The organism is Candidatus Brocadia sp. (assembly GCA_021646415.1).
Lineage (GTDB): Bacteria > Planctomycetota > Brocadiia > Brocadiales > Brocadiaceae > Brocadia.
This window is the reverse complement of sequence record SOEU01000003.1, coordinates 180806-206161: the sequence shown is the minus strand read 5'-3', so window position 1 is coordinate 206161 and position 25356 is coordinate 180806. Positions and strand designations below refer to the sequence as shown.

Genomic DNA, 25356 nt, shown 5'->3' with positions numbered 1-25356 from the left:
AATTCACATTTTATGTCAAATATAATCCCTTTAAAAACCCCTCTGACGGACGATAGTATTGTACGCCTCAAGATTGGTGATAGAGTCCTTATAAGTGGTATTATTTACACAGCCAGGGATGCGGCCCACAAACGACTTGTAGAACTTATTGACCAGGATAAGGAGTTACCCTTTGATATTCGGAACCAAATTATTTATTATGTGGGGCCGAGCCCCGCACAACCTGGCAGGCCTGTAGGGTCTTGTGGTCCTACCACCAGCTATCGTATGGATGTATATATGCCCAGGTTGTTGGAAAAAGGTTTAAAGGCTACTATTGGCAAAGGTAATCGTTCTGATGCTGTCATTGAGGCCATGAAATACTATAAGGCGGTTTATTTTGCTGCTACTGGTGGTGCTGCTGCGTTGTTGGCAAAGGCTGTAAAAAAGGTTGAAATTATTGCCTATCAAGACCTAGGATCGGAAGCTATCATGAGATTTGAGGTAGAAAATTTTCCTGCGGTAGTTGCTAATGATATATATGGAAATGATCTCTACAAAGAAGGCGTTGCAAAATATAAAAAGGAATGAAAATGGAAAGCGAAGGAGTCGAAATGATAATTACAGGCGAAAAAGCCTGCTAAATTCAATTATAGCTTATTTTATGCAGTTCTTGAGATAAGTTTGACAATACCGAACATATACAAGGAGACATTGGACATGAAAAAAATTTTATATATTGTGCTGGATGGTCTAGGGGATGGAAAATATCCTTGTAAAGAGCTTGGAAATCGCACGCCTTTAGAGGCGGCATCTACTCCGTCAATGGACATGTTGGCGAGGGAAGGGCAGGCCGGATTGATGTACACGGTAGGAAAAGACATTGCGCCGGAATCCGATATTGCGGTGATCAGTATCCTGGGATATGATGCCATGAAATATTATACTGGTCGCGGTCCTTTAGAAGCGCTTGCCGCGGGAATAAAGATCAATGACGGTGATCTTGCCTTTCGTGCAAACTTTGCAACAAGGGGGACCGGGAGAACAATAAAAGACCGCCGCGTCGGCAGAAATCTTTCTACGGAAGAGGCCACAGAACTCTGCAAAGAAATAAAAAAGAAAGTAAAATTGGAATCCATACCAGCCACATTTACCTTTAAGAATACCCTCGAATACAGGGGCGTATTGGTTATCCGGGGTAATAAAGATAAACTTTCCGGATATGTTACCAACACCGATCCGGCTTATATAAAACACGGCCTTTTGGGCATTGCAAAGGAAACAGGGACTTTTGATAATATCGTTGAATACTGCATGCCCACGAAAGATTGTCCGGATACTGAAGCGGCCTATCGATCTGCTCTTCTGGTGAATGAGTTTACCTTAAAGAGTTGTGAGGTGCTGGATCAGTCAGAGATTAATAAAAATCGCATTCAGAAGGGATACCTTCCCGCAAACCTCGTTCTCTTGAGGGATGCCGGTGACCACCTCCCCAAGCTTCCCGGTATGAAAACCAGATTTAAGAAAAATTTTGGCTGTTTTGTGGAGATGCCAACCGAAGAAGGGATTGCGTTACTTACCGGTATGAAGATTGTACCAATCCCCCCTCCAACAAAAGACCTGGAGAAAGATTACACCCTGCGCGCCAATATGACTATCAGACATATGAAAAATTATGACGGGCTTTATATCCACATTAAAGGGCCCGATGTGCCTGGTCATGACGGCGATGCAATCAGGAAAAAGGCCGTAATTGAAGCAATTGACCAATACTATCTTACACCATTAATAAACAGTATAGACCTCGACAAAACCATTGTTGCAATTACGGCGGACCATTCGACACCCTGCCGGTTAAAATCGCATTCTGACGATCCGGTACCTTTGCTTATCTGCGGTGGAAACGTCAAACCGGATACCACACGTTCTTTTTCTGAAAAGGCCTGTCTAACCGGAAAAATTGGGAAAATCCACGGTACACAGCTTCTGCCATTACTTATTAAATATGCAAATACAAAAAAATAAAAGGAGTTGGGTAAAGAAGGTTATACTATCGTGTGGAATCGTATTCTGCATTGTTTTGGGTGTTATGCTGATCACTCAGGTATTTGTTTCCGAAGATTTTGTACAGGAAAAAGTTACTCAGATAATAGAAGATGAATTCAAATATATCAATCAGATTGGCCCTGTTTCTTTTCACCGGCCCAACAGTATTACTATTGCTTATCTTACTGTTCAAAAACAGGAACAAAACAAAAATTCTCCAATACGTTTTGAGAATATTCAAAGCACTTTTCAGTTACTCCCTTTATTATCTAAAAAGATTATCATTAAAAAACTTTCCGTACAGCAGATCAACTATGAAAATCGGTTGTTGATAAAAGACCTTGTTACCGATAAATTTTCATTCATAGATGGCGTTGTCTCTACTCACGCACGATTCCGTGTAAATGAAGGCCCAACTACCATGAAGGGGATAATTGATCTCCATCAAAAAAAGCCGGTCTTTGATCTTTCGTTTGATGCAAAAGACATTCACATTACCCAGGATCTTCCGGCGATCGATCTTCTTCCAATATTCGCAGTCAAGGGAGGTGAAATAGGGGGTCTTTTGAACGCTACCGGTTCTCTGCGGGGTAAGGGTTTTGGGAAGGAAGCCTTTAACGAGAAGCTTGTTGCTGATATTAATCTCGATGTAAGGGATGGTTACATTCGTGGTAACGAGTTATTATCCTCCATCCTGGAAATCATGGGCGGGAAAAATTCCTATTCATTTGATTCGATGGTAGCGTTAATCCAGATTAAAGACCGCAAGGTTTATACCCAAAAGATGGATATTCAGGGTCCGCTCATGAGCCTGAACGCGTCTGGCATGGCTGAATTTGAAGGAACAATCTCTTACGATGCGGTGGTTAAATTTAATGAAGAACATCTGGGGAAGGATGCAGAAAAAATTGCGGAGTTAGTTCTGAAACAAAATGAGTTACCAATAGAAATTCGGGGCACTACCGAAGACCCTGAGGTTGTTGTTAAACTGAACAAAGAGAATCTGGAAAATGTTTTCAAAGGTTTGGTCAATGAATTTTTACGCACCTCAAAAAAAGGACAGAAAAAAGACGGGAATTTACCGTAAGATATTTCATGTGAGAAAGTAGTTATCAGTATTAATCTGCGAAAATCTGCATCCTGTTTTAAATTAGATATGAATTGGATTGACTACTCAATCTTTGCCATCTTGTTTTTTGCAACGGTCTTTGGGTTTGCCAGTGGTCCGTTACTTCAATTCCTCAGGATCGGATGTCTGCTGATCTCTTTCTTTACGGCGTTACTTTTTCACGATGTCCTGAGTAACTTCCTGAGGGGCATTTTTACCCCATCCACGGCCAGCTTAGTAGGTTATTTTATCATCTTTGGCGTTGCGTTCATGGCCACGTATATTATTACCGACCTTGTAAAAAGGATCATAGGGAAATGGGGAATAGGGGTTGGGCTCAGGTTGTTGGGTGGATTGTTGGGGAGTCTGAAAGGGCTTATATTTTGCGGTGTGATTATTTTTGGCGTCTTGCTATTTTGCGGCAAATCGACCTGTGATACGGTTCATACCTCAAAGATTGCAACTCAGATTGGGAAAGGCATGCAGGTCATCATTTCCAGTATTCCGGAGAACGTCTCAAACAAAATCAAGGGGTATGCGAACAGTATCAAAAAAAAGAATGTATCGAAAGAAGCAAAGCCAAATGAAGATGAAGATTTCAAGGAAACAAATTCCGAATAAATTTCAAACTCCTATTACCAGACAATCTGTCACAAGTTATCTATTTTCCTCCAATACTTCCTCAAGATCGTGTTCATGAGAAATGGTCGTTTTATTCCTCCGTAAATCCTCAAGATAACTCATTGCCGCTTCATTGGGTAAATGGAGAGGTGATCTGTTAAAATAAAACCGTGTGAGTATACCAGCGATAGCAGAACCTCCAGGGAAATGTTTTCTGTTCTTGCAGACGTGAAACGAAGAGTCATTAAAAATGAAAAATTAATTTTGCAATTTGCATTTTTTAATTTTTATTTTGCCATTACAATTTTTTGTTTGACAATCCATATTTTTAATATATGCTCAATTTTTTGATGTTTTTATAAAGATTCATTTGTTATCATTAGTACATTTGCCAGGGGGGTTTTCAAATATATGAGTCCTCTTTCTAAAAATTTTGTGCGTGCAAGCCTGATTTACTTTTTCATTGCGGCCATACTTGGCACAATTATGATTTCTATGAGGAGCTATCCGGCACAATTACTCTTTTCCCATGTCCACCTGAACCTTCTCGGGTGGATGTCTATGATGATTTATGGGGTCGGATATCATATCTTACCCAGATTTTCAGGAACACCGCTTGCTTATCCTAAATTGGGAAATCTTCAATTCTACCTTGCGAATATCGGTCTTGTAGGATTGGTATCTTTCCGCCCGATACATCCACTCGCAGAAATTTTTGCTGGTATCCAAGTGGTTTCTGCCGGCTTGTTCGTATTCAATATCTGGATGAGTACGTTGCCACCCAAACCCGAACCTGAATAACCATTATAAAAAAAGGAGATTTCGTAGAATGTATGCGATAGGAATCGATATTGGTTCTATGTCCACCAATGGAATTCTGATAAATGATAAAAAGGAAATCCTTTCCTCGACAATCATACCTACCGGTGCCAGCAGCAAAAAGGCAGCGGATAAAACTTTTTGTCAGATACTAACCGAAAATACATTGTCGGAAAAAGACATTGATTATATTATTGCTACCGGATACGGGCGTATAAAAGTACCGTTTGCCAATGAAGTTGTGACAGAAATTACTTGTCATGCCAAAGGAGCAAACTTTTTTTTCCCGAAGGCCAGGACTATCATTGATATTGGCGGGCAAGACAGCAAGGTCATTAAGGTCGATGCGAATGGAAACGTTCTTGACTTTGTTATGAATGACAAGTGTGCAGCCGGGACAGGCCGATTCCTCGAGGTTATGGCCAGAACCCTGGAGATAGATCTGGAAGAAATGGGGCCGATTTCACTGAATGGAAAGGATAACGTTTCTGTTAGTAGTCTGTGCACAGTATTTGCAGAATCCGAGGTGGTATCCCTTATTGGTGCAGATCACAGAACTGCGGATATCTGCCGGGGATTACATATCTCAATTGCCAAACGCATCACAGCACAAGTAAAGAGGATTGGATTAGAGGAAGAGATTGTTATGACAGGCGGCGTTGCAAAGAATATCGGTGTCGTAACAGAATTGGAGAGGAATCTTGGATGTAAAATCAAGATTTCAGAAGAACCTCAAATCAACGGAGCGCTTGGAGCCGCATTAATTGCACTTGAAAAGGCACAGTCAAAGATTCAAACTTCTGTGTCTGTTTCTGGAAATTCATCCACTGGCGCATCCATTACGGAATTTTCGGTCGAAGACAGTACCTTGCCGAAAATAGGTTATTTTTGTTCGTATACTCCGGTGGAACTTATTCGTGCTGCCGGATTTCATCCGGTCAGAATCAAGGGTTCTGAACAGGAATCGAGCGCCGCAAATGAAATGCTTTGTGGCAACATCTGCCCTTATATCAAGGCCGTTGTTGATCAGAAAATCAATGGCAACCTGGAAGATTTTAAAGGAATGGTATTTGTCAACTCGTGTGACGGGATGCGACGGCTTTATGATGCGTGGGTGAAATTGGACGAAGGGAAAAAGTCGTTTAACTATATTTTGGATATTCCCAAAAATACCGACGATGCCGCAGTTTTTTATTATGCAAACTTGCTCAAAAACTTCAAAGAAAAGCTGGAAACCTTTTTTACACTCAAAATCCACCACGACGATATCAATCAGAGTATTACCCTGTACAATGCGGTCAGGGAGAAGGTCAGGTTATTTTTGCAAAAGTACTGGAGCGGATATATCGGGCAATCCGGTTATGAGATATTTTCCCTGTTAAAGAAGGGTGTCAATGCAGTTCCGGAAAAATTCCAAACCTATTTAACCAACATTATGAAACAAAGGGAAGGTATATGTGATACACGGGACATACCAAGACTCTTCGTCTGGGGAAGTATTATGGAAAATGAGAAGATTATGAAGATTATAGAAGATGCAGGAGCCAAGGTGGTTGCGGAGGATTTGTGCAACGGCAGCAGATATTTTGATGCCCAAATTCATATCAGCGACGACCCCATTCTGTCAATCGCCAAAAGATATATCAAGCGGTCTCCCTGCTCCCGTATGGTCAATATTTTTGAGAGGATTAATAAAGTACTGGCCATTATGCAGGAGAAATCGATTCACGGGGCAATTTATCACACCCTAAAATTCTGTGACCATAATCTCCTGGATTATCCCATGATTAAAAAGACGTTCCATGAAAAAAATATCCCGCTCCTTCATCTCAATTGCGATTATACCCTAAGTAGCGAAGGGCAAATCAAAACCAGAGTTGAGGCATTTCTTGAACAATTAACCAGCACCTCCAGGAAAGAATAAGTGAAACATGGCATCAATTCGTAAGTTTAAGGAATGGACAGAGCCATTTCTTCGTCGTGTTTCCCCGATTTTATTCAGGGAACTTTTGCGTTTTTTGAAAGTATATTATTTTTTCTGCCGTGGAAACAAAAAGAAGGAATTGGTTTCCCTGCATGTCCAGACCCGCGTGGGTGTAAAGCATTTATATAATGCATTTGCCCACACCAAACGGACTGTTTGGACAACAATGTTTGTTCCCTCAGAAATTCTGTTTCCTATGGGACTCTATCCTTTTTGCCTGGAAATTGGCGCTGCACTCTTTGCGGGTCTGGGGCAAAGTTCGCGGGGGCTCATGGAGGCCGAATCGTATGGAGTTCCCACTGATATCTGTTCCTTTCACCGGTCGGCAATCGGACACACATTCAGAAACCTGTTTCCCAAAAACATCCTTCAGGTAGCCACCACGACGCTCTGCGATAACAACACCAAGACGATGAAGATATGCGAGTCTGTGACAGGAAAAGAGACCATCGTTATCGATGTACCGTACGAAGCGGATGACTATTCCGTCAAATACCTTACGAAACAGCTTGAGGATTTTACTCAGCGACTGGAGGAAGTGACGGGCAGGAAGATGGATCAGGCAGCATTTGAAAAGGCGATTGAATACTCGAACCAGACGCGGGAAAAGATGCTCGAAATCAATGAACTGAGAAAAGATCCCTATTGCCCCCTTCAGGGTAGCAATGCCCTGGGGTTTATGTTTCCCGGATATTTATTAATTGGTTCTCAGTTGTCAGTGGAGTTTTTCTCCAGCCTGGCTGCAGAACTGCGTGAAAAGACCAAAGAGAATAAAAGAAATGCAAACAGAATATCTCCGAAAGATCAGATCAGAATCCTCTGGCTGGAATTAAAACCGTATTTTAAAATTGATTTTTTAACAAAGTTAGAACAGGAGCAGGGGGTTAAGATCGTCTTTGAGGAAACAAATTATGTTTACTGGGACAAACTGGACCCGCAGAAACCTTACGAAAGTCTGGCCAGGAAACTTATTACCAGCCATTATAATGGTCCGTTAGAACGCCGTATTGAAGTAACCAAGAAGCTTGCCCGGGAGTATCAAGTGGATGGTGTGGTCGTATTCTCATCATGGGGTTGCAGGAGGAATAATGCCGCTGTTCCAACATTGAAAAGGGAATTGAACAAGATTGGCTATCCACTCCTCAGTCTTGATGGGGATTGTGTTGACGATCACAACTACATGCCGGGACAGTTTTCCACAAGGATTGAAGGCTTTTTGGAAATGTTACGTGGAAGGAAGGCTACCACGAATCTTTCGCAGCGTGAAATGACCGAAGCCGGTGTAGCCTGATTTAATGCACAGGAATTTTCATGCCACAAAGCCATTAAGACACTAAACGCTCTTCAAATCGTTCTTCATTTACTTGTAGATCGGCTCTCATCTGATTCTTGTGAAATTGGTTTCCCTGATAATCTCCATACAAGTGCCAAGATTGATCAAGAAAACAAAAGCCCTCTTTTTTAGTCACTTCATTCCCCGCATAATAACATCACTATACCCGTTGAGAAACGAACAACAATCCGAGATCCACTTTAACTGGAAAGGCACATATTTTCCTTTAACGAATGCCTTCTGCATTTCTGATAAATGAAATGGTTTTTAGAAACCATTTGACACCCACTATGTTACTCAATACTATATTGGCAATTATAGAATACGTCTGTTGCAGAACTGAGTGCCGCAGCTATGCAATTTAGAAAAAAATTGAAAACGGAACAAGAAAGAAATTAACATAACAACAAGGCACTCCACTTGGCCGCTATTCCATTAGCGCTCCAGAGCGGCAAATGAGTTTTGGTGTTAGGTATAAAATAAATCATATGAGGTAGAGAAATATGAAAACAAAAGATCTTATAGCAGAAGCAATTTCATTACCTGTTGAAGAAAGGGTAATGGTTATTGATTCTTTATTAAAGAGTTTAAACCCACCGGAATCAGAAATAAATAAAAAATGGGCAGCAGTTGCTAAACGACGACTTGAGGAACTCCGTTCTGGTAAAGTGAAAGCAGTATCAGATGAAGAAGTATTTAAAAAAATCTTGAATAGGTTCTCAAAATGAACTATTCATTTCATCCTGAAGCAGAAATAGAATTTATTGAAGCAATTGAGTATTATGAAGAAAAGGAATCAGGATTGGGATACGACTTCGCTGTTGAGGTATATTCAACTTATTGAAAGAACGATATCTTTCCCAAAAGTTTGGCCGGTTATAGAGAAAGATATCAGGCGGTCGTTAGTTCGAAGATTTCCACATGGAATCTTATATTCAGAAGAGAAAGAAGAGGTATACATTGTAGCAGTCATGCATTTACATAGAGAACCAAAATACTGGAAACACAGAATCTAAATAAATGCCTAACAAGACAAATGTATTCGCACATTTCTCGCCATCTGCGGTTGCCGCTCAATTTCGCCGTTAACCAAGTAGGGTAGGCACCGCCTACCAAAATTGAGCAATCGGGGATACTGCATGAAGGATTGGATCTAAATGGTTTTTGACAGATAATTGGTAATTTGGGGTGGTGCGTATACGACATTCGTCGTTAAATGTTTGGGTGTCTGCCACTTTGGAAGCGTGGGTTGATTATGGCGGGCAATGCCCTGCCCTACCTGTTATTGAATTTTAGAGAGTTAAGTGAGAAGAAAAGTTCCAAAAGAGTTTCTAGATCTATATAAAACTAAGGATTCTTATTTCGAAAAAACTTTAGAACAAATCAAGTCAGAACGCCAACAAAGACTAAGTCAATTGGCTGCTCGTAAAGGTGTGAGAGGTAGAATCACTGATGCCAGAGTTAGCGTCCTTACAAAGTCTGGAAAAATGCACAAAAGGCCAACATCCCTGTTTCTGAAGTTTTTACACGCACTGAGGATTTGCTTGGGATTCGGACCGTTTGTAATAACTTGTCTGATATTGACCTTTTAATTGAAATGATTCAGCATGATTTGTCAACTCTAAAGGTATTAGAAATTAAAGATTTGGTATCATCACCGTCTCCGACTGGGTACAGAGCAAAGCATGTAAGAACACTATATAATATTTTTCAATCAAAAGAACAACCAATACCTTGCGAAATTCAAATAAGAACTCTTGCGCAAGATACTTGGGCTAGATTATCCCGTGAAGATCTTTACGGATAGAACGCACCCCAGAGTATTCTGAAGCTGGCCCAGGCACTTTCAACTCAGCTATCAGCTATTGATGAAATCGCTCAACTTATAAGAGATGAACTTAATAAATGTCCACCCAAAGCAGATGAAATTAAAGATTCAGATTCAATTTCTCCACAGAGACTAAGCTTACTTTATAAAGACAAATTTGGAGAGGATATTTTTGAATGGACACTTGTTGGTTGGATCCAAACATTATATGAAGCTGAAACGGAAACAATTGAAGATGTACGTAAGTTATTAAATGATGAAGGATTACGGAAGACCGTAGATAAATTGGCACTTAAAATAAGAGGTTTCTCATTAGAACATTCGGAATGGGTTATCTTTAGTGCATTGATCGCTACCGAATCGTCTTTAACAACAGGCATAAAAGCTGTAAGAAAACAAATTCAAGATGAATGGGATGAGATAGTAGCAACTGCCCGCAAAGAGGCTCTTTCGGGAATGCCTGAAACTTTAGACAAATTTATACAGATGCTCCAGTCAGGAGAAATTCCTGCGGAAGCATTAGCAGAATTAGACGGTATTCAAGGGTGTTACCGATGTGGAGCCGATATCTTTAGGCCTGAACAAGCTGCTGAAGCTGTGCTAGGCTATTATGGTTGGCCTGATACAAATGTTGACTTGGAGCAATTGTTTAAGGATGCAAATGCAGAAGGTATACCTGAAATTGAGAGTGTAGATTATAGTGGCGTTTGTCAATACTGTGGTTACCAAATGTCAAAAGATGATTAATTTTATTTTTGCATAAGAAATTGCTGCACCTGATCGCTATTCCATTGCGCTTCATAACGGCAGGTAAGCATTGTCGTTACATATATTCAGGAGACTTGTGGTAAGCATATTTGTTGGCGTGGTCAAAGAGGTTTTGAAATCCGCAAAGGCTTTTATTGAGAAGATTAGATAATTTTCAGATTTTACTTTGCCTATCACAACTTACTTGATTAACCATTTTTCCATATATTTGTCTTGCCTGAGCATTTGAATACCGTCCATCTGCTTTACTTGGGAAAGGATATATTCTAAATTCTTTAAATTTTTTTGTACCTGTTCCCCGTTAAATGGGTTTCCCTGACAATCTACATACAAATGCCAGGGGTGGATCGAAAATATGAAAAGCCCGCCTTTGGCTACATCTCTTGCCCGCAAAACCGCATCAACATAATCATCAGAAACCCTTCGGCCTTCAAAGATGGCCCATAAGTAAGAAGACATCCTCTTACCCTTTTTATCATGAAAAGAAGGCAACGCCAGTTCCAAAAGATTTGAATCAAATATTTCCAGGGGAAACGGATTCCCTGTCCATTCAGTACCCACAGCTACCGTCTCGGAGGAATCGTACTGGAATCCCAGCTGTTCTAAGACTTTCACCACAGTCCGATTGATTCGGGTATAAGGCGCACGAAACCCCTTGATATCTCTTTCAAAAATGTTTTCCAGAATATCCTTTGCCTTCGTTATAACTTCCTCAATAGATTCTTCTTCCATAGGCATGCCTGATATTTTTCCTAAAAAATCCTCATGTTTCAACGAATGACAAGCCACTTCGTGTCTTTCAGACAACGTGTGTAAATTCACCCCTTCTGTAACAAGCATCTGAGCCGTCCTCGCCTCATAAAATAGCGTGGCGTTTATGTCATATATATCCAATAATTCCAGGATCCTCTGCAACCCCTTCCTGCAGGCTTCGACGCTTATCTTGTCATGTTCTGTTGGAGAAGAAAGCGCATCATGCCGTCCTTCGACAGCGCAATTGGCATCAGGGTCGATATCCAGAGAGATTGCGACAGATAAAAGCCCATCAATCTTTGTCATTTTTCATTGACCACGGAAACACAGATTTCGCAGATTACACAGATTTTAGATTAGTAAATTCCACAGGTATTCAAATTTTTATCCGTGAAATCTGCGCAATTTGTGGTTTATTCTGCATTATTTTACTTTATTTTGGTTTAAGAAGCGGGAAAAGGATGACTTCCCTGATGGAAACATTGTTCGTTAAAATCATAATAAGCCTGTCTATACCAATTCCCAATCCACCGGCTGGCGGCATGCCATATTTTAAAGCAGTCAAAAAATCCTCATCTATCTTCCCGGTAATATCGGCCTCGGTGCCTAATTGTTCCCGGAATCTCTTATCCTGCTCCAGGGCGTCGTTCAGCTCAGAATAAGAGTTGGCAATTTCCATAGATGCGATGTACAGTTCAAACCGTTGGGCAAAACGAGAGTCGTATTCACATGCCTTTGTTAAAGGACAAATTGAGGTAGGATAGTCTAATACAAAGGTGGGATTGTTCAATGCCTGCTCTACCATCTGTTCAAAGATGTTGTTTGCCATGTTGTCTCTGTCAACACCCTGGGTCTCAAGTCCCAATTCCTTTGATTTTCTCGCCAGACCTGCTTCGTCCTCAAAACTCACACCGCTGTATTCTTTTAACAATTCGGAAAATGTGGCACGACGCCAGGGCGGCGTCATATCAATCTTCCGTTCCCCAAAAGGTATCTCATATCCACCATACAGTTCTTTTACCAGTGATGTCACCAGGCTCTCCGTAAGTTCCATCATGCCGTTATAGTCGCTGTAGGCCTGATACAGTTCCATCATGGTAAATTCAGGGTTATGCTTCGTAGAAATGCCTTCATTTCTGAAATTGCGGTTGATCTCATAGACTCGTTCCATTCCACCAACAAGCAACCTTTTCAGATACAGTTCCGGTGCAATCCTCAGATAGAGATCAATATCGAGGGCATTATGATGCGTGATAAAAGGTCTTGCCACGGCACCACCGGGAATGGACTGCATCATTGGTGTTTCTACCTCTACGAAGCCACGATCGTCTAAGAACCTTCGAATGTACTTCAGGATCTTAATACGTTTCAAAAAGGTTTCCATTACCTCTGAGTTGGTAAATAAATCGACGTAACGCTGCCGGTGTCTTAACTCCACGTCTTTGAGTCCGTGCCACTTCTCAGGCGGTGTTAACAGTGATTTTGTCAGGATAGTAAAATCTTCCGCATAAATCGTGATTTCACCGGTTCTGGTCTTAAAGAGGGCGCCTTCAACGCCCAAAATATCGCCAAGGTCAAGCAATTTCAATATCTCAAATTTCTCCGGGCCGACCTTATCGAGTTTTATATACACCTGTATTTTCCCCGTCCAGTCTCTCATATCTAAGAATGCAGTCTTCCCATGCGGACGCATGGTGGAGATGCGTCCGGCGGCCTTAACCTTCATATCGTCCCGGTCTGCTACAAAGCTATCCAAAATTGATTTTATGGGTTGCGTTTTGTCATATCGTTTCCCGTAGGGCTCCACTCCCCTGTCACGCAGCTTTTGGAGTTTCTCAAGGCGTTCTTGTTCAAAATTTTCCATAATGTTTTGTATCCCGGAAAGATTTACATACAGCGACAATGTAAAATAAAGGCCACAAAATTTTACTCATTTTATCAGTAATACAAAGACAGTCAAGGGAAATGGCTGTTGATTTTGCCTTGCCATTCTTTACCATCTTTACCAAAACAGGTAACCGAATTTTGCAAACGGGGTTTCCTGTGATTACTACGGATGAACCAGGTGATGATAACAAGCCATTGTTTCGCATTTTCAACCGTTTAAATTCCATGACGATGAATTTTATTGACCGTTTGCTGTTATTTAAGGTATAATTTTTACCTGTACTTCGTGTTGGGTTTTTGTTAAGTCCGCATTTCATAATTGCTTAAATAATGAAAAAATTCTGGGTGTTTTCAGGAGTAAAGAATTATGGAAAAAGATAGTATCAAAGAAATCTTCCAGCTCATCTTTGAGATCATCAAGGCTTTATGCGAGATACTTTGGAAGAAGATCAAAAATTTCGCAGGCCTGATCTGGGACAGGTTTTTTGGTATGGCTGATATCTCATCAGAAAGACAGGCAGAAGAACAGGAATGGGGGGTTACCGGCGAGGATAAATGGCCGGTTGCTCCGGAAGCGCTGCCCGTCAAGCCTGAAGAACCTCAGGTAAGGATTGAAAGGGAAGAGATTATTTATGTTCCGGAAATTCCGGAACTTCCCGATAATTACGGGGATAATCGAATCGTGCTGATGGTGCGGGATCCGGAGTGGTTATTTACCTATTGGGAGATTCAAAAAGAGGCAATGGATAGCGTTTTGAATACGCTTGGCGGCATGGGGCATGGTGCGAAAATTGTATTGAGGGTTTATGACGTAACGGATGTTATCTTCGACGGTAACAATGCCCATAAGTACTTTGATATTGAAGTGACCGGTGGCGCTCGAAATTGGTATATTCATGTGGGTGAACCGAACAGGTCGTTTTGCGTGGATATTGGATTCCTCACCTCCCATGGGATATTTCGCATCCTCGCCAGATCGAATACGGTGAGAACTCCCCGTACGAGCGTGTCTGAGGTAGTTGACGAAAAATGGATGGGCATCGAGGAGCTTTATGAAAAGATATATGCCCCGACTGGCATTGGTATCAGTGAATCTGTATTTGCAAGGGCACACAAGGGATGGCAGGAAATACTAAAAGAAGGTGTGTCTTCACCTGAGTCTTTGAGTGGTTTAACTGTTTCAAAAAAATAACTTATGAGAAAAGGTTACCTGTCATTAATTCTTCACGCACACCTGCCGTATGTCCGTCATCCGGAATACGCCGAATTTCTTGAAGAAGACTGGCTTTTTGAGGCCATTACCGAAACCTACGTCCCCCTTATTGATGTCTTTGACAAGCTGATCGATGATGGTATCGACTTCCGCATAACCATGTCTTTGACCCCGCCGCTGATCTCGATGCTTACCGACACACTTTTGCAATCCCGTTATATTCGTTATGTTGAAAAACGGATAGAACTCTCAGCAAAGGAGATCGAAAGAACGAAGCATCAGCCAGAATTTAACCGGCTTGCGCAGATGTATCACAGCCATTTTACCGACGCGCGATACGTTTTTTCAGAAAAATACCATCGGAACATTGTAAATGCCTTCAAAAAATTTCAGGATGCAGGCAAGTTGGAGATAATTACCTGCGGGGCTACCCATGGTTATTTGCCTCTTATGAATAATAATGTGAATGCCATGCGTGCCCAAATCCATGTGGCGGTAAATCATTATGAGAAACATTTTGGCAGAAGGCCTCGTGGAATATGGTTACCTGAATGTGCCTATGAGCCGGGAGTAGACCGGATTCTCAAGGAGGCAGGTATTCACTTTTTTATTACCGAAACACATGGAATTCTCTTTGCTTCTCCGAGACCGAAATATGGTATTTATGCCCCCGTCTACTGTCCATCCGGCGTGGCTGCCTTTGGCAGGGATATGGAATCTTCGAAACAGGTTTGGAGTGCTAAAGAAGGATATCCGGGTGATTTTTTCTACCGTGAGTTTTACCGGGATGTGGGCTTTGACCTCGATTATGATTATGTAAGACCGTATCTCCACGGTGACGGCAAGCGCACCAATATCGGCATCAAATATTACCGGATTACCGGCAAGACCGATCACAAGGAACCGTACTCACCTGAAAAAGCGATGGACAAGGCCGCTGAACATGCAGGAAATTTTATGTTTAACCGGGAGAAACAGGTAGAGTACCTGGCCTCGCTAATGGACCGGAAACCCATTGTTGTCGCTCCTTACGATGCAGAGCTCTTTGGTCACTGGTGGTTTGAGGGACCTCACTGGATCAATTTTCTGTTTCGGAAGATTGCCTTTGACCAAAAGACGATCTCACTGATTACCCCGATGGAATATCTTGAAATATATCCCGTTAATCAGGTTTCCACGCCCTCTCTTTCGAGCTGGGGGTACAAGGGATACCATGAATACTGGCTGAACGGTAGTAATGATTGGATTTACCGGCACATCCATAAAGCAGCGGAGCGTATGGTTGAATTAGCGAAGACATATCTGCACGCAGATAAAGGTTCGTTACAGGGTCGGGCGCTTAATCAGGCTGCAAGGGAACTCTTGCTGGCACAGAGCAGCGATTGGGCATTTATTATGAAGACTGGCACGATGGTGGAATACGCCGTAAAGAGAACAAAAGAACACCTCTTCCGTTTTACGAAGCTCTATGATGATATTCGGTCCAGCAGTATCGATGCTGTATGGCTCTCTGACATCGAAGGCAAGGATAATATCTTTCCGGATATCGATTATCATATCTATCAATAGGGCATAGAATAGTTTACTTTTTTGTTTATTTTTTATAAAAGGAGTAATGGATAGAATGAAAGTGCCAAAGGAGGTTGGGAAACCTCATACCAGAGATAAAGTTTATGCAGAGAACGATCCGTATTTACCCCCGAAGGGATCTGGACTGCCTGAGGTTGCCATCTGTAAGGATTGTACTGCCGTTTATCAAAAAAAGAAATGGTTTCTTGATCCCAAGCTTTATAAGGAAAAAAAAGCGGCGAAAGATATCAATTGGGTAATCTGTCCTGCTTGTAAAAAGATACAGGAAAATGTGCCGGGTGGTGTCGTAACACTGAAGGGCGATTTCCTGCAACAGCACAAACAGGAAATAATGAATCTTATTCATAATGAAGATGAACGCTCGAAGAAATATAATCCTTTAAAGCGGATCATGAAGATCAACGAAAAAGGCAACGAGGTTGAAATCCTTACAACAGAAGGCAGGCTGGCGTATCGCATCGGATCCATTTTATTTAAGGCTTATGATGGCGAAGTGGAATACAAAAAACATGAGAATACAAAATTTATGCGTGTGGAGTGGAGACGGTAAAACCCCTGCCTTTAAAATTTACTAAGGAGTCTGTGTTATGATTAAAATCGAAAAAATCCTGTTTCCCACCGATTTTTCTGCATGTTCGAAACATGCCTTAAAGTATGCCCTGGATATTGCCTCAGAACGGGGGGCAAAACTCTACATCCTGCATGTAATTCCGAAACTGAATGTTCCTGTTGGCACCGGGGGATTGACCTTTCCGGTATCAAAACTGTACGATGATATGGAACGGGAGGCAAAAAAGAATATTCATCGTCTGGTACCCAAGCGATTCCTGGAGAAGATAAAAGTTGAAAATATTATTATACGGGGAACACCTTTCCAGGAAATCATCAAGGCCGCCAAAAAATACGATATTGACCTGATTACCATCGCTACACATGGTCGGACGGGGCTTTCTCATGCGCTTCTGGGGAGTACGGCAGAAAAGGTCGTGAGAACCGCTCCCTGCCCGGTCTTGTGCGTCAAATATCCCGAACGCGAATTTGTAGTACCGTGAGTTGCACCTGATGTTCAAAGAATTTTAATCCTGTAGGGTGCGTCCTACGCACCAAAAACAATCCAACGTATGGGGGATGTGCGTAGGACGCACCCTACACAAGCCGTCTTCGTGGGATAGGCGTCCTTGCCTGTCATCATCGCAAATCGAAAATTTTGTCTGAGGACCATGCTATGGTCTCAATTAAAAGGATTTTTTTTCCTACAGATTTCCCTGAATGTGCAGAACACGCCTTAAAATACACAGTATCTCTTACGTCCACGCATGAAGCAAAATTATATGTACTGCATGTAATCACGGAATTGAATATTCCTGTCGGATTGGGGGGATATCGGCTTACCCATTATCGGAAATATATGATAACATGGAAAAGGAAGCACAAAAGAGAATGCAACGCCTGATACCTGCGCAATTTCTGGAAAAGGGTAAGGTTGAAAATATTATTATGCGGGGAACTCCTTTCCTGGAAATCATTAGGGCCGCCAGGAAATATGATATTGATCTGATAACCATTGCCACACATGGTCGAACAGGATTTTCCCATGTATTTCTTGGAAGCACGGCAGAAAAGGTTGTGAGACATGCCCCCTGCCCCGTCTTGTGCGTGAAACATCCCGAACACGAATTTGTAGTACCATGAAACTTTAGGAAATATCTCTTTTCACGATGGAAATAATTATTGAAAAGACAAAAGATGTACCGGTTCAACAATCAGCCATTGAGATTGTCGAACGCAAAGGACTAGGCCATCCAGACACCTTATGCGATCGTGTGGCTGAAGAGCTGAGTATTGCCTTTTCCGGGCACTATCTGAAAAGGTTCGGCAGGGTACTCCATCATAATATTGATAAATGCCTTCTCGTTGGTGGACGTTCTGAGGTTTGTTTTGGGGGAGGTGAGATAATAATTCCCATTCAGATAATTGTCGTTGGCCGGGCTGTAGAAATCGTGGGAGATAAAAAGGTGCCTTTGGAAGAGATTGCCAGGGAAACAACCCACAGGTGGCTAAAAGAACGGTTGCGGTTCCTGGAGCCTGAAAAAAATGTTATTGTGGAAACAAAGATTCGAACCGGCAGTGTGGACCTGCGGGCGACATTTGATAGTTCAATTCCCCTGGCAAACGATACCTCGATTGGTGTTGGTTTTTCACCCTTGACAGAAACAGAGTCGCTTGTTTATCACACGGAACAATTTCTCAATTCTGCGGAAGTGAAACGGAATTATCCCATGATTGGCGAGGACATAAAAATCATGGGTATACGAATAAACGACCGGATAAACCTTACAATTGCCATGGCCTTTGTTTCAAGATTTGTTTCTTCAAAAGATGAGTATTTTCACATGAAAACGGAACTGCTCGAATATATCCGGGCATTTGTGAAAAAGTTGACGTCCCATGAGGTTACTGTAGCAATCAATGCCGCAGATAATTATGAAAAAAATATTGTTTATTTAACGGTGACAGGAACCAGTGCAGAATGCGGGGATGATGGTCAGGTGGGCAGGGGAAACAGGGCAAATGGGTTGATTACACCATATAGACCAATGACACTTGAGGCCACAGCGGGGAAAAATCCTATTACTCACACCGGGAAATTGTATAATCTGGTTGCCAGTGAAATATCGGCAGAGGTAGCTAACGACCCTGATATTGACGGCGTTGAATGCTATCTGGTAAGCCAGATAGGGATGCCTATTACGGAACCTCAAATTCTCCATATAAAAATCCGCTCCAGTCTTGCCCAAAAGATACTGGAGGAAAAATGCAGGGGTATTATAAAAAAGCATCTCGGTCAAATACCACAATTGTGGACGGGAATTCTGGAAAGACGCTATTCACTGTTTTAGTGTGAGATTGGCTGAGAAAGTGAAAGTTGTAAGTTACAAGTTTGCGATTCAAAGCGATAGCTTTTAACTGACAACTTGTAACTTACATCTTTAACTCAGCTGAATTCCAGTTTATCCATAGTGAATTATTACCGATTCATTGAGGATTAGCCTATGGTTGCCAATCCAGAGGTCAAAGGCACCCTGGTCTCATTTCTTGTGGGGATTACGGAGATCAATGTCGATACCGTAGAAATTGTCGATATCAAAAAGGCCAAGAGTTCTCCTTCATATCCCGATGTGATTCCAACGCAGATGGTGGCCAAGGTTGAAAAAAGAATTGTTGAATCCAGAGAGGTCGATTTATTGGTTAAGTTCTGTCCTCCAGGAATTGTCATCGTGGAGGCATCTGTTGATCTGGAGGATATCTTAGGTGAACATGTATTTGATATCAAACGAAGTCTCATTGTTGAATGCAGGGCTATCCTGTGGGAATATCATTGTGATCCTTATTTTGATGAAGAGTACAGCGTGTACTGTGTGTCTGATTACCAGGGGGACCCGGAAGACATTATTTCGAAACATAAGGATAGTATTACAGGACTCCTGAAAACTGAACGCATACCTTTAGACGAAGAAGAGATTAATGCGACCCTCAAATTTAATATTAAATATTCAAAGGACGATATAACGATTGTGGAATGGGATGGGGCATTTGTATTCGATCCTCGCGGTGATTTTGCCAGCAATATCGAACTTTTGGAGATTGCCAATCTCCAGTTATTGAAATTGAGGCTTTTGGAGTATGAGATAGAGGAACGATTAGAGAAGGCTGCACACCTGTTACAAAAGGCCACAATAAAGAAAATACCGTGGCTCAATTCCCGCAAAATCAGGCATTCCTTGCGTGAAATTATACAGATTCGCACAGAATCCATCCAGGAATTTGCAGCCACCGAACGCCATATTAAACTCATTGGAGACTGGTATTCTGCCCGGTTGTTTAACCTGATAGCAAAAAAACTCCACCTGGAGGCATGGAAGATAAATATTAACAAGACACTTGACACACTGGAAGATATTTACAGTATGATCGCTGAGAATTTTTCCATATCCCTTTCTACCACAATGGATTTTATCATGACCTTTGGGTGGTTCGTTTTATTAGTCGGATATTTCTTATTGTTCCTTTTGGAGTTGTTACAGAAGAAACCATGATGTTTTTATAAAGAGGAGATTTTGATGTCTATGCTGATGAAAAATAAATGGGTTTATACGAAGGCACTCACCGTCTTTTTTGCAGCGGTATCCTTTCTCACAGTAAATTCCACTTTTCATGCATTTGCCGGAGAAAAAGGCCAGGGTATCATCAATGGTACCGTTAAGGCCAAAAAGGCCAAGTATCTCAGGGATACCATTGTCTATATCGAGCATGTACCAGATGTTTTTGAGCCCCCGCAGGAACATGCCGTCATAGATCAAAAAAACATGACCTTTATTCCCCATGTGCTTCCCCTGCTAAAAGGGACTACCGTCGATTTTCTTAACAGCGATCTGGTTCAGCACAATGTCTATTCTCCTGATGCAGTGGCAGATAATTTTAATTTGGGAACATGGCTTAAGGGCGAAATAAGGCCGTTCACGTTTAACAAATTAGGGGTTGCCTCCATCCGGTGTAATGTGCACGTCGATATGCTGGCCTACGTCCTTGTCCTCCAAAATCCGTACTTTGCAAGGGTCGATAAGGAAGGGAAATTTTCCATCACGAATGTGCCCGAAGGGGAGTACATTCTGAAGGTGTGGAATGAACGGTTCAAGGCACCTGATCAGCAGGTCGGGATTAAGGCAGACGCCCCTGTCACCGTAGTGTTTGAGTTAAAATGATTTTGACTAAGGAAATATGCAAGTATGCTCATGGCAATTGAGCATACATTTGTTTATTGCCTTTTTCATTCCCCTCAATAACCGGGTACGTATTCTTTCATGAAACATATTCACGTCGCTTGTGCAATTATTGAGAAGGAACGGAAAGTTCTTTCTGCACAGCGGAGCAGATATATGAGTTTGCCGCTAAAATGGGAATTTCCTGGCGGCAAGATTAAGAACGGGGAAAGCCTTACAGAATGTCTCCGGCGCGAATTGCAGGAAGAATTGGGCATAGAAGCTGCCATAGGCCATCCCCTTCCCCCTGTAACGCACAGCTACCAGACATTTTCAGTCACACTCCATCCGTTCATCTGTACCATTATTGCCGGAGAAATCACGCTTCATGAACATGCCGCATTTGCATGGTTAAATCCCCAGGAACTTCATACCCTCGACTGGGCAGAAGCAGACGTGCCGGTGATACAGTTATACAGGGAATTTCTCAAGACTCATTGTTCTGTTTGAGGGTAGATTGATTTTTTTACGACAAAAAGGTAATCAGCCATTTTTTCTTCAACGATATACCGTGCAGTATCTTTCTGGGTATGTAGGGCATCGAGGGTCACCGCACGGTCTTTGATATCTAACGGGTCAGGGAGGGTGCGAAGGGCTTGGATTTCGTTGGTTTTGCGGTCAACGGCGCATTGGGCAATAACCACATCTTTTTGCTGGAGAAATGCAGAGAGGAGGTGGACTTTATGGCCGTCTTGCTGGTGGGCGCCGCATAGGGGTCTTTCCCTGAAAGAGATTGTAGCCAACCGTACACGGCGGTATCAACGGCTTCGGCGCTGACTTCCTGTAAGACCGCCTGATGGTGGGTTCGCTGGGAGGTTCGTATCGGCCCGGTCTTTCTATTGAACCGGCAGCCCAGCCGTTTGAGCATGTTTTGCGTACAAGACTTTGCCCACTGTGCAATTGCAGCATAGTTCGAGGCAGAACACAGAAGTGCGCAAATGGCAACTGTTAGTACAGAAAGCTTTTTGTGCCGCTTGCCTCGTGGCGTGCGTGGGTCAGGGATTTGTGATAATCGTTTGAAGTACTGCGGGCCAACAAACGTTTCTGCAAGATAAATGGGATGACCGTAGAAGGTTTGCCAATCGCAGGATAACCGTTTGAGATTCAGAGCAAGGACATGAGATGCAAGGTTTGGTATGCGGATATCGGGTAAGATCAGGAAACGGCTGTTATTGGCAAGAAAAGACAGACGTTTGTACTGGAGAAAAGAAGGCCATCCATCCATTGGTCACGTACCTTGCACTTGAATGCAGCCGCAGACCACCAATCAATGCGAACCAACGACCATGAGAATGGCAATGGGTTCGTTAAACAGCGCACCAGTAAGAATTTGCCCTTCACGAATTGGTGAATTACCGCTTATGCGTAATCCTTTTAAGGCGATGCTTCGTTTTTGATTCGTATAATCATCACTTTAACCGGAAATGTTTCTGATGAGGCGTTTCTTCGTCTCGAATATAATCCTTCACCAGTTTCAGGCATGCCTCTTTGGTACAAACGGTATCCATGTTGACATAATTTACGTGATCCTTCTTTGTTTCTAACCAACTCAGCACGATGTCTATTTCTCCCGTTTCAATTTCAGTAAGGGTATTATCATTTTGAATATTTTCATCGGAAAATACCTTTTCTTCCTCCCCATTCCCCCTCCTATCCATGGAGGGGGAAATTGCTATTCCTTTCGTTTTTTCTCTTCTTATGGGATGGGAGGAAGGGGTGGGGAAATTTCCGTTATCCTTTGCATGTGAGGCGCTTGTTCCTGCGGTTTCATAATACATCTTATCTAAGATTTTTTCAACCCCCGAAAAGTTCACGGCATCTTTTAAAACTTCGTACCGTTCTAATGGCAGACCATCTTTCACGAAAAACAACTCCAAACTTTCCTCCAGCGAAAAGGGTAATATCAATATGAGATTTTTCAGGTTTCCATACCTGGCTGCCCTTTCATGCACTTCGAGCTGTTGGTTCAATCTTGGCTGGTGTTGTTTTATCAATCTGTATTCCAGAAGCATTGCTGAAAGTTCAGAGCCGGTTGTCTCATATTCAATGCTGTAAATGTTACGCAACAAATCGGTTATCTTTTGCAATCTGTCTGACGTATTCCAGAAATAGGAACTCACCCGCGTCCTCAGATTCTTTGCCTTGCCCACGTAAATTATCTTTCCCTGTTTATCCTTCATCGTATAGATGCCCGGCTTCTGAGGAATGGCCCACAGAAAGCCCTTATCAAAGGCATATTTACTAAAATCAACATATTCGATATCGGGATGCTGGAATTCCAGGACATCTTCTACCGTGTTCAATCCCCTTTCTTTTAAGAGTTCCGTGTACCGGGAAAAGATATCGGCAATAGTACCAATCTCTTTTTCGGTACGCCGGATATCCATTACGGGAAGTTGAAAAAAGGTGGCTACATCATTCAGCGATTTCGGATGAAGGTCTGGAATAAGTCTCTTTGTTAAAGACTTTAAGCACAAGTATGAGTTTTCCATTGGTTTATCCAATGTATTCGATATTGTATTGATCTGGTGAATGGATGACTGAATATCATAACCAACCAAAACACTTTCTCCGCAGAAATCAATGAGAGAGCACATCGCCTTTTCTGCAGGAACGCCTTCTTTCATTTCCTGTGTCAAATCTGCTGGTAAGCAAAGAGTCGATGGGGCTGGTGATGCCGGTTTTATGAAGAGATGGAGACGGTCTGTTGTTTTATCATTTCCTGGTTTTTGTGCACTTATTTCGATGATTGTTTTTGGTCTTTCAACGGTATCTGATGTCAGAAGGCTCAGGAAAACAAACCTTATCTCTGAAAGGGGTGTACCCCCTCTTTCAATAATCTTCCAGAGATGATTTTCGTCTACAACAAACCTGCGGTCCCCGGCTGTAGCAGTCCGTATAAGTGTCTCACTGATATTGGGTGGGGCGCCTTTAATCTTCAACACCTGTTCCACCAGTTCCCCGCTGGTAGCACCTGTTTTCTGAGACTTCAGATAGGTATAGATCTTATCACGCATAGTGCCGGGAAATCCTGACGATCCTGAAATAAAAAAAGAGGGCAAAAACTCCTCTTTCATGGAATGGCGTATTTTGTTCTATTCTGCAGGAAATGAAAGCCGCCGGCTACTATCCCGGGAAAAATTTATTTCTTGCTTTCGCACGTTAATTTCATGTATGCCTGATACTCCCGTTGCGCCTCTTCTTTCATACCCTTTCGGTCATAAATGATACTTAGACCGTAATGCGCCTTTGCAAAATTGGGATCAATTCGGATGGTCTCTTCAAGTGCAATTGCCGCCTCATCCAAAATTCTGCTTTCTGAATATGAGCTCCCAAGGTCAAAGTATACAGACGGATTGTAAGGATTTACCTCAATAGCCTTTTGTAATGATGCAATTGCTTCGTCAAGTGCCCTTTTGTCCGAATAAGGATTCTGTATGTTGTAATGGGCAGCTGCTGCCTTGCGAACGGTGGTAATGGCATTAGCAAGCACCCGCTTGTCAGCGTAGGCCTTACCAAGTCTGTAATGTGCGTTTGCGTCACGCGGGTCGAGCTTCACGACGGTGCTAAATTCTTCAATCGCCTCTTCGAATAACCTTTCATCAGCATAAACGATACCCAGGCTATAATGTACCTTTGGGTTTTTGGGATCAATTTCTATTGATCTCCTGTAAGCATCCGCAGCCTTGACATTTTCGCCTTTAGCGTAGTAGGTTAAACCGAGATGGTAATGCGCCTGGGCATGGTGCGGATTGATATCAGTAACTTTTTTGAATTCAGTTTCCGCCTCATCCAGCCGGTTCTTATTCAGGTATATCTTGCCTAAACCAAAATGGGCATCTGTATAATTTGGATTGATTTCGATGGCCTTCCCGAATGCCTGAATTGCCTTATCTGTCTCATTTTTCTCAGCGTAAACTACTCCCAGATTATACTGAGATACGCCGTCTTTGGGATTGATCTCCATTACTTTTTTATATTCGTGCATGGCATCGTCAAACATCTGTCTGGATTTATAAACGTCAGCCAGCTTACTATGTGCCAACTCATGGTTGGGATCTAATCGTATCACAGATTTAAGTGCAGTCAGAGCATCTTCCCAAAGACCTTTTTCCATGTAAAGTAAACCAAGCTGAAAAAGTGCATCCTTATAATCCGGATCAATCTCTGTAGCCTTTTTTAGTTCCGCGATAGCTTCGTCAACCATCGTCCGGTTATTATATGCCATCCCCAGGTCATAGTGTGCCGCCGCCAAAGTGGGATTTATGCGAATGGCCTTTTGATATGCAGTGATGACCTCATCAGGCATATCGACCTTGGAACATCCGTATATACCTCCAGAAACTAATACTGCCATTAACGTTAGTGTTTTGAATGGCGATACTAGATTCGTTACCATTATCGGGTCTCCCATGAAAACTTTTATCGATACATGAATTTTCTATAACGGACTTATTTTATCTTTCAGGAAACGGTAGCATGGACTTTGTCATGATAGTTCGACACGCTTATTATCATGTACGGATGAAATAATCTCGTTCATCCTGAGCTTGCCGAAGGATCAGCCGAACGCCAAACTTGTTTGTTCATGCCTAACTTGAGGCAGG

27 protein-coding genes and 1 pseudogene are annotated in these 25356 nt (G+C 42.3%); 22 read left to right on the top strand and 6 right to left on the bottom strand.

Annotation, left to right across the window (positions count from 1 at the left end; genetic code table 11):
• The first annotated feature begins 12 nt into the window (after positions 1 to 12).
• The 11 genes and pseudogenes from E3K36_04710 to E3K36_04660 all read left to right on the top strand — a co-directional run bounded on the left by E3K36_04710 (position 13) and on the right by E3K36_04660 (position 10465).
• On the top strand, positions 13 to 570 hold the full coding sequence (locus tag E3K36_04710) for a Fe-S-containing hydro-lyase (GenBank protein MCF6154550.1): 558 nt from the start codon (positions 13 to 15) through the stop codon (positions 568 to 570).
• Between the two features lie 129 nt (positions 571 to 699).
• Positions 700 to 2004, top strand: a complete 1305-nt coding sequence (gene apgM / locus E3K36_04705; GenBank protein MCF6154549.1) for a 2,3-bisphosphoglycerate-independent phosphoglycerate mutase — start codon at positions 700 to 702, stop codon at positions 2002 to 2004.
• Positions 1985 to 3112: a hypothetical protein gene (locus E3K36_04700; GenBank protein MCF6154548.1), complete on the top strand. Its 1128-nt coding sequence runs from the start codon at positions 1985 to 1987 to the stop codon at positions 3110 to 3112. Before apgM ends, E3K36_04700 begins: the two co-directional genes overlap by 20 nt.
• A 69-nt stretch (positions 3113 to 3181) precedes the next feature.
• Positions 3182 to 3754 (top strand): CvpA family protein, encoded by a 573-nt coding sequence (locus E3K36_04695; GenBank protein MCF6154547.1) that lies wholly within the window; start codon positions 3182 to 3184, stop codon positions 3752 to 3754.
• Between the two features lie 411 nt (positions 3755 to 4165).
• Entirely contained in the window at positions 4166 to 4555 is a 390-nt protein-coding gene (locus E3K36_04690) for a hypothetical protein (GenBank protein MCF6154546.1), read from the top strand.
• 28 nt (positions 4556 to 4583) lie between these two features.
• Positions 4584 to 6497: a hypothetical protein gene (locus tag E3K36_04685; GenBank protein MCF6154545.1), complete on the top strand. Its 1914-nt coding sequence runs from the start codon at positions 4584 to 4586 to the stop codon at positions 6495 to 6497.
• 7 nt (positions 6498 to 6504) lie between these two features.
• A complete protein-coding gene (locus E3K36_04680) occupies positions 6505 to 7848 on the top strand; it encodes a 2-hydroxyacyl-CoA dehydratase (GenBank protein ID MCF6154544.1) in 1344 nt (447 codons plus the stop codon).
• A 545-nt stretch (positions 7849 to 8393) separates the two neighbouring features.
• Complete coding sequence (locus tag E3K36_04675; GenBank protein MCF6154543.1) at positions 8394 to 8618, top strand: addiction module protein; 225 nt, start codon at positions 8394 to 8396, stop codon at positions 8616 to 8618.
• Positions 8615 to 8906: pseudogene (locus E3K36_04670) on the top strand (type II toxin-antitoxin system RelE/ParE family toxin). The gene E3K36_04675 and the pseudogene E3K36_04670 overlap by 4 nt, the downstream one beginning before the upstream one ends.
• Before the next feature lie 488 nt (positions 8907 to 9394).
• Complete coding sequence (locus tag E3K36_04665) at positions 9395 to 9697, top strand: hypothetical protein (protein ID MCF6154542.1); 303 nt, start codon at positions 9395 to 9397, stop codon at positions 9695 to 9697.
• Positions 9698 to 10003: 306 nt separating this feature from the next.
• Positions 10004 to 10465, top strand: a complete 462-nt coding sequence (locus E3K36_04660; protein MCF6154541.1) for a hypothetical protein — start codon at positions 10004 to 10006, stop codon at positions 10463 to 10465.
• A gap of 201 nt (positions 10466 to 10666) precedes the next feature.
• On the opposite strand, the gene E3K36_04655 is transcribed toward E3K36_04660, so the two are convergent.
• Together E3K36_04655 and lysS are read right to left on the bottom strand one after the other, a co-directional pair.
• On the bottom strand, positions 10667 to 11545 hold the full coding sequence (locus tag E3K36_04655; GenBank protein MCF6154540.1) for a hypothetical protein: 879 nt from the start codon (positions 11543 to 11545) through the stop codon (positions 10667 to 10669).
• Positions 11546 to 11672: 127 nt separating this feature from the next.
• A complete protein-coding gene (gene lysS, locus E3K36_04650) occupies positions 11673 to 13103 on the bottom strand; it encodes a lysine--tRNA ligase (protein MCF6154539.1) in 1431 nt (476 codons plus the stop codon).
• A gap of 101 nt (positions 13104 to 13204) precedes the next feature.
• On the opposite strand from lysS, the gene E3K36_04645 reads away from it, so the two are divergent.
• From E3K36_04645 to E3K36_04595, 11 genes are all read left to right on the top strand, one after another.
• Positions 13205 to 13396 (top strand): hypothetical protein, encoded by a 192-nt coding sequence (locus E3K36_04645; GenBank protein ID MCF6154538.1) that lies wholly within the window; start codon positions 13205 to 13207, stop codon positions 13394 to 13396.
• 97 nt (positions 13397 to 13493) lie between these two features.
• Positions 13494 to 14318, top strand: a complete 825-nt coding sequence (locus E3K36_04640) for a DUF4912 domain-containing protein (GenBank protein MCF6154537.1) — start codon at positions 13494 to 13496, stop codon at positions 14316 to 14318.
• Between the two features lie 3 nt (positions 14319 to 14321).
• On the top strand, positions 14322 to 15908 hold the full coding sequence (locus E3K36_04635; GenBank protein ID MCF6154536.1) for a DUF1957 domain-containing protein: 1587 nt from the start codon (positions 14322 to 14324) through the stop codon (positions 15906 to 15908).
• 55 nt (positions 15909 to 15963) lie between these two features.
• On the top strand, positions 15964 to 16479 hold the full coding sequence (locus tag E3K36_04630) for an ATPase (protein ID MCF6154535.1): 516 nt from the start codon (positions 15964 to 15966) through the stop codon (positions 16477 to 16479).
• Between the two features lie 37 nt (positions 16480 to 16516).
• Entirely contained in the window at positions 16517 to 16981 is a 465-nt protein-coding gene (locus E3K36_04625; protein MCF6154534.1) for a universal stress protein, read from the top strand.
• A 173-nt stretch (positions 16982 to 17154) separates the two neighbouring features.
• Positions 17155 to 17382: a universal stress protein gene (locus E3K36_04620; protein ID MCF6154533.1), complete on the top strand. Its 228-nt coding sequence runs from the start codon at positions 17155 to 17157 to the stop codon at positions 17380 to 17382.
• Entirely contained in the window at positions 17346 to 17621 is a 276-nt protein-coding gene (locus E3K36_04615) for a universal stress protein (GenBank protein MCF6154532.1), read from the top strand. Before E3K36_04620 ends, E3K36_04615 begins: the two co-directional genes overlap by 37 nt.
• 26 nt (positions 17622 to 17647) lie before the next feature.
• Positions 17648 to 18829: a methionine adenosyltransferase gene (locus tag E3K36_04610; protein MCF6154531.1), complete on the top strand. Its 1182-nt coding sequence runs from the start codon at positions 17648 to 17650 to the stop codon at positions 18827 to 18829.
• Between the two features lie 153 nt (positions 18830 to 18982).
• A complete protein-coding gene (locus E3K36_04605; protein MCF6154530.1) occupies positions 18983 to 20026 on the top strand; it encodes a hypothetical protein in 1044 nt (347 codons plus the stop codon).
• 24 nt (positions 20027 to 20050) lie between these two features.
• Complete coding sequence (locus E3K36_04600; GenBank protein ID MCF6154529.1) at positions 20051 to 20692, top strand: hypothetical protein; 642 nt, start codon at positions 20051 to 20053, stop codon at positions 20690 to 20692.
• 99 nt (positions 20693 to 20791) lie between these two features.
• Positions 20792 to 21199: a (deoxy)nucleoside triphosphate pyrophosphohydrolase gene (locus E3K36_04595; GenBank protein ID MCF6154528.1), complete on the top strand. Its 408-nt coding sequence runs from the start codon at positions 20792 to 20794 to the stop codon at positions 21197 to 21199.
• Here the strand turns inward: E3K36_04595 and E3K36_04590 are convergent.
• The 4 genes from E3K36_04590 to E3K36_04575 all read right to left on the bottom strand — a co-directional run bounded on the left by E3K36_04590 (position 21184) and on the right by E3K36_04575 (position 25163).
• Complete coding sequence (locus tag E3K36_04590) at positions 21184 to 21492, bottom strand: ISAs1 family transposase (protein MCF6154527.1); 309 nt, start codon at positions 21490 to 21492, stop codon at positions 21184 to 21186. The two genes, E3K36_04595 and E3K36_04590, sit on opposite strands and share 16 nt — an antisense overlap.
• Positions 21318 to 21974 carry a DUF4338 domain-containing protein gene (locus tag E3K36_04585; GenBank protein MCF6154526.1) on the bottom strand — a complete coding sequence of 219 codons (657 nt, stop codon included), beginning with the start codon at positions 21972 to 21974 and terminating at the stop codon, positions 21318 to 21320. The genes E3K36_04590 and E3K36_04585 overlap by 175 nt, the downstream gene beginning before the upstream one ends.
• A 184-nt stretch (positions 21975 to 22158) precedes the next feature.
• On the bottom strand, positions 22159 to 23826 hold the full coding sequence (locus E3K36_04580) for a hypothetical protein (GenBank protein MCF6154525.1): 1668 nt from the start codon (positions 23824 to 23826) through the stop codon (positions 22159 to 22161).
• 65 nt (positions 23827 to 23891) lie between these two features.
• Positions 23892 to 25163 carry a tetratricopeptide repeat protein gene (locus E3K36_04575; GenBank protein MCF6154524.1) on the bottom strand — a complete coding sequence of 424 codons (1272 nt, stop codon included), beginning with the start codon at positions 25161 to 25163 and terminating at the stop codon, positions 23892 to 23894.
• Between the last annotated feature and the right edge of the window lie 193 nt (positions 25164 to 25356).

Coding starts and splice junctions, on each gene's coding strand:
- E3K36_04710 (MCF6154550.1), top strand. CDS start 13: ATGTCAAATATAATCCCTTTAAAAACCCCTCTGACGGACGATAGTATT.
- apgM (MCF6154549.1), top strand. CDS start 700: ATGAAAAAAATTTTATATATTGTGCTGGATGGTCTAGGGGATGGAAAA.
- E3K36_04700 (MCF6154548.1), top strand. CDS start 1,985: ATGCAAATACAAAAAAATAAAAGGAGTTGGGTAAAGAAGGTTATACTA.
- E3K36_04695 (MCF6154547.1), top strand. CDS start 3,182: ATGAATTGGATTGACTACTCAATCTTTGCCATCTTGTTTTTTGCAACG.
- E3K36_04690 (MCF6154546.1), top strand. CDS start 4,166: ATGAGTCCTCTTTCTAAAAATTTTGTGCGTGCAAGCCTGATTTACTTT.
- E3K36_04685 (MCF6154545.1), top strand. CDS start 4,584: ATGTATGCGATAGGAATCGATATTGGTTCTATGTCCACCAATGGAATT.
- E3K36_04680 (MCF6154544.1), top strand. CDS start 6,505: ATGGCATCAATTCGTAAGTTTAAGGAATGGACAGAGCCATTTCTTCGT.
- E3K36_04675 (MCF6154543.1), top strand. CDS start 8,394: ATGAAAACAAAAGATCTTATAGCAGAAGCAATTTCATTACCTGTTGAA.
- E3K36_04655 (MCF6154540.1), bottom strand. CDS start 11,545: ATGACAAAGATTGATGGGCTTTTATCTGTCGCAATCTCTCTGGATATC.
- lysS (MCF6154539.1), bottom strand. CDS start 13,103: ATGGAAAATTTTGAACAAGAACGCCTTGAGAAACTCCAAAAGCTGCGT.
- E3K36_04645 (MCF6154538.1), top strand. CDS start 13,205: ATGGCTGTTGATTTTGCCTTGCCATTCTTTACCATCTTTACCAAAACA.
- E3K36_04640 (MCF6154537.1), top strand. CDS start 13,494: ATGGAAAAAGATAGTATCAAAGAAATCTTCCAGCTCATCTTTGAGATC.
- E3K36_04635 (MCF6154536.1), top strand. CDS start 14,322: ATGAGAAAAGGTTACCTGTCATTAATTCTTCACGCACACCTGCCGTAT.
- E3K36_04630 (MCF6154535.1), top strand. CDS start 15,964: ATGAAAGTGCCAAAGGAGGTTGGGAAACCTCATACCAGAGATAAAGTT.
- E3K36_04625 (MCF6154534.1), top strand. CDS start 16,517: ATGATTAAAATCGAAAAAATCCTGTTTCCCACCGATTTTTCTGCATGT.
- E3K36_04620 (MCF6154533.1), top strand. CDS start 17,155: ATGGTCTCAATTAAAAGGATTTTTTTTCCTACAGATTTCCCTGAATGT.
- E3K36_04615 (MCF6154532.1), top strand. CDS start 17,346: ATGGAAAAGGAAGCACAAAAGAGAATGCAACGCCTGATACCTGCGCAA.
- E3K36_04610 (MCF6154531.1), top strand. CDS start 17,648: ATGGAAATAATTATTGAAAAGACAAAAGATGTACCGGTTCAACAATCA.
- E3K36_04605 (MCF6154530.1), top strand. CDS start 18,983: ATGGTTGCCAATCCAGAGGTCAAAGGCACCCTGGTCTCATTTCTTGTG.
- E3K36_04600 (MCF6154529.1), top strand. CDS start 20,051: ATGTCTATGCTGATGAAAAATAAATGGGTTTATACGAAGGCACTCACC.
- E3K36_04595 (MCF6154528.1), top strand. CDS start 20,792: ATGAAACATATTCACGTCGCTTGTGCAATTATTGAGAAGGAACGGAAA.
- E3K36_04585 (MCF6154526.1), bottom strand. CDS start 21,974: ATGGATGGATGGCCTTCTTTTCTCCAGTACAAACGTCTGTCTTTTCTT.
- E3K36_04580 (MCF6154525.1), bottom strand. CDS start 23,826: ATGAAAGAGGAGTTTTTGCCCTCTTTTTTTATTTCAGGATCGTCAGGA.
- E3K36_04575 (MCF6154524.1), bottom strand. CDS start 25,163: ATGGGAGACCCGATAATGGTAACGAATCTAGTATCGCCATTCAAAACA.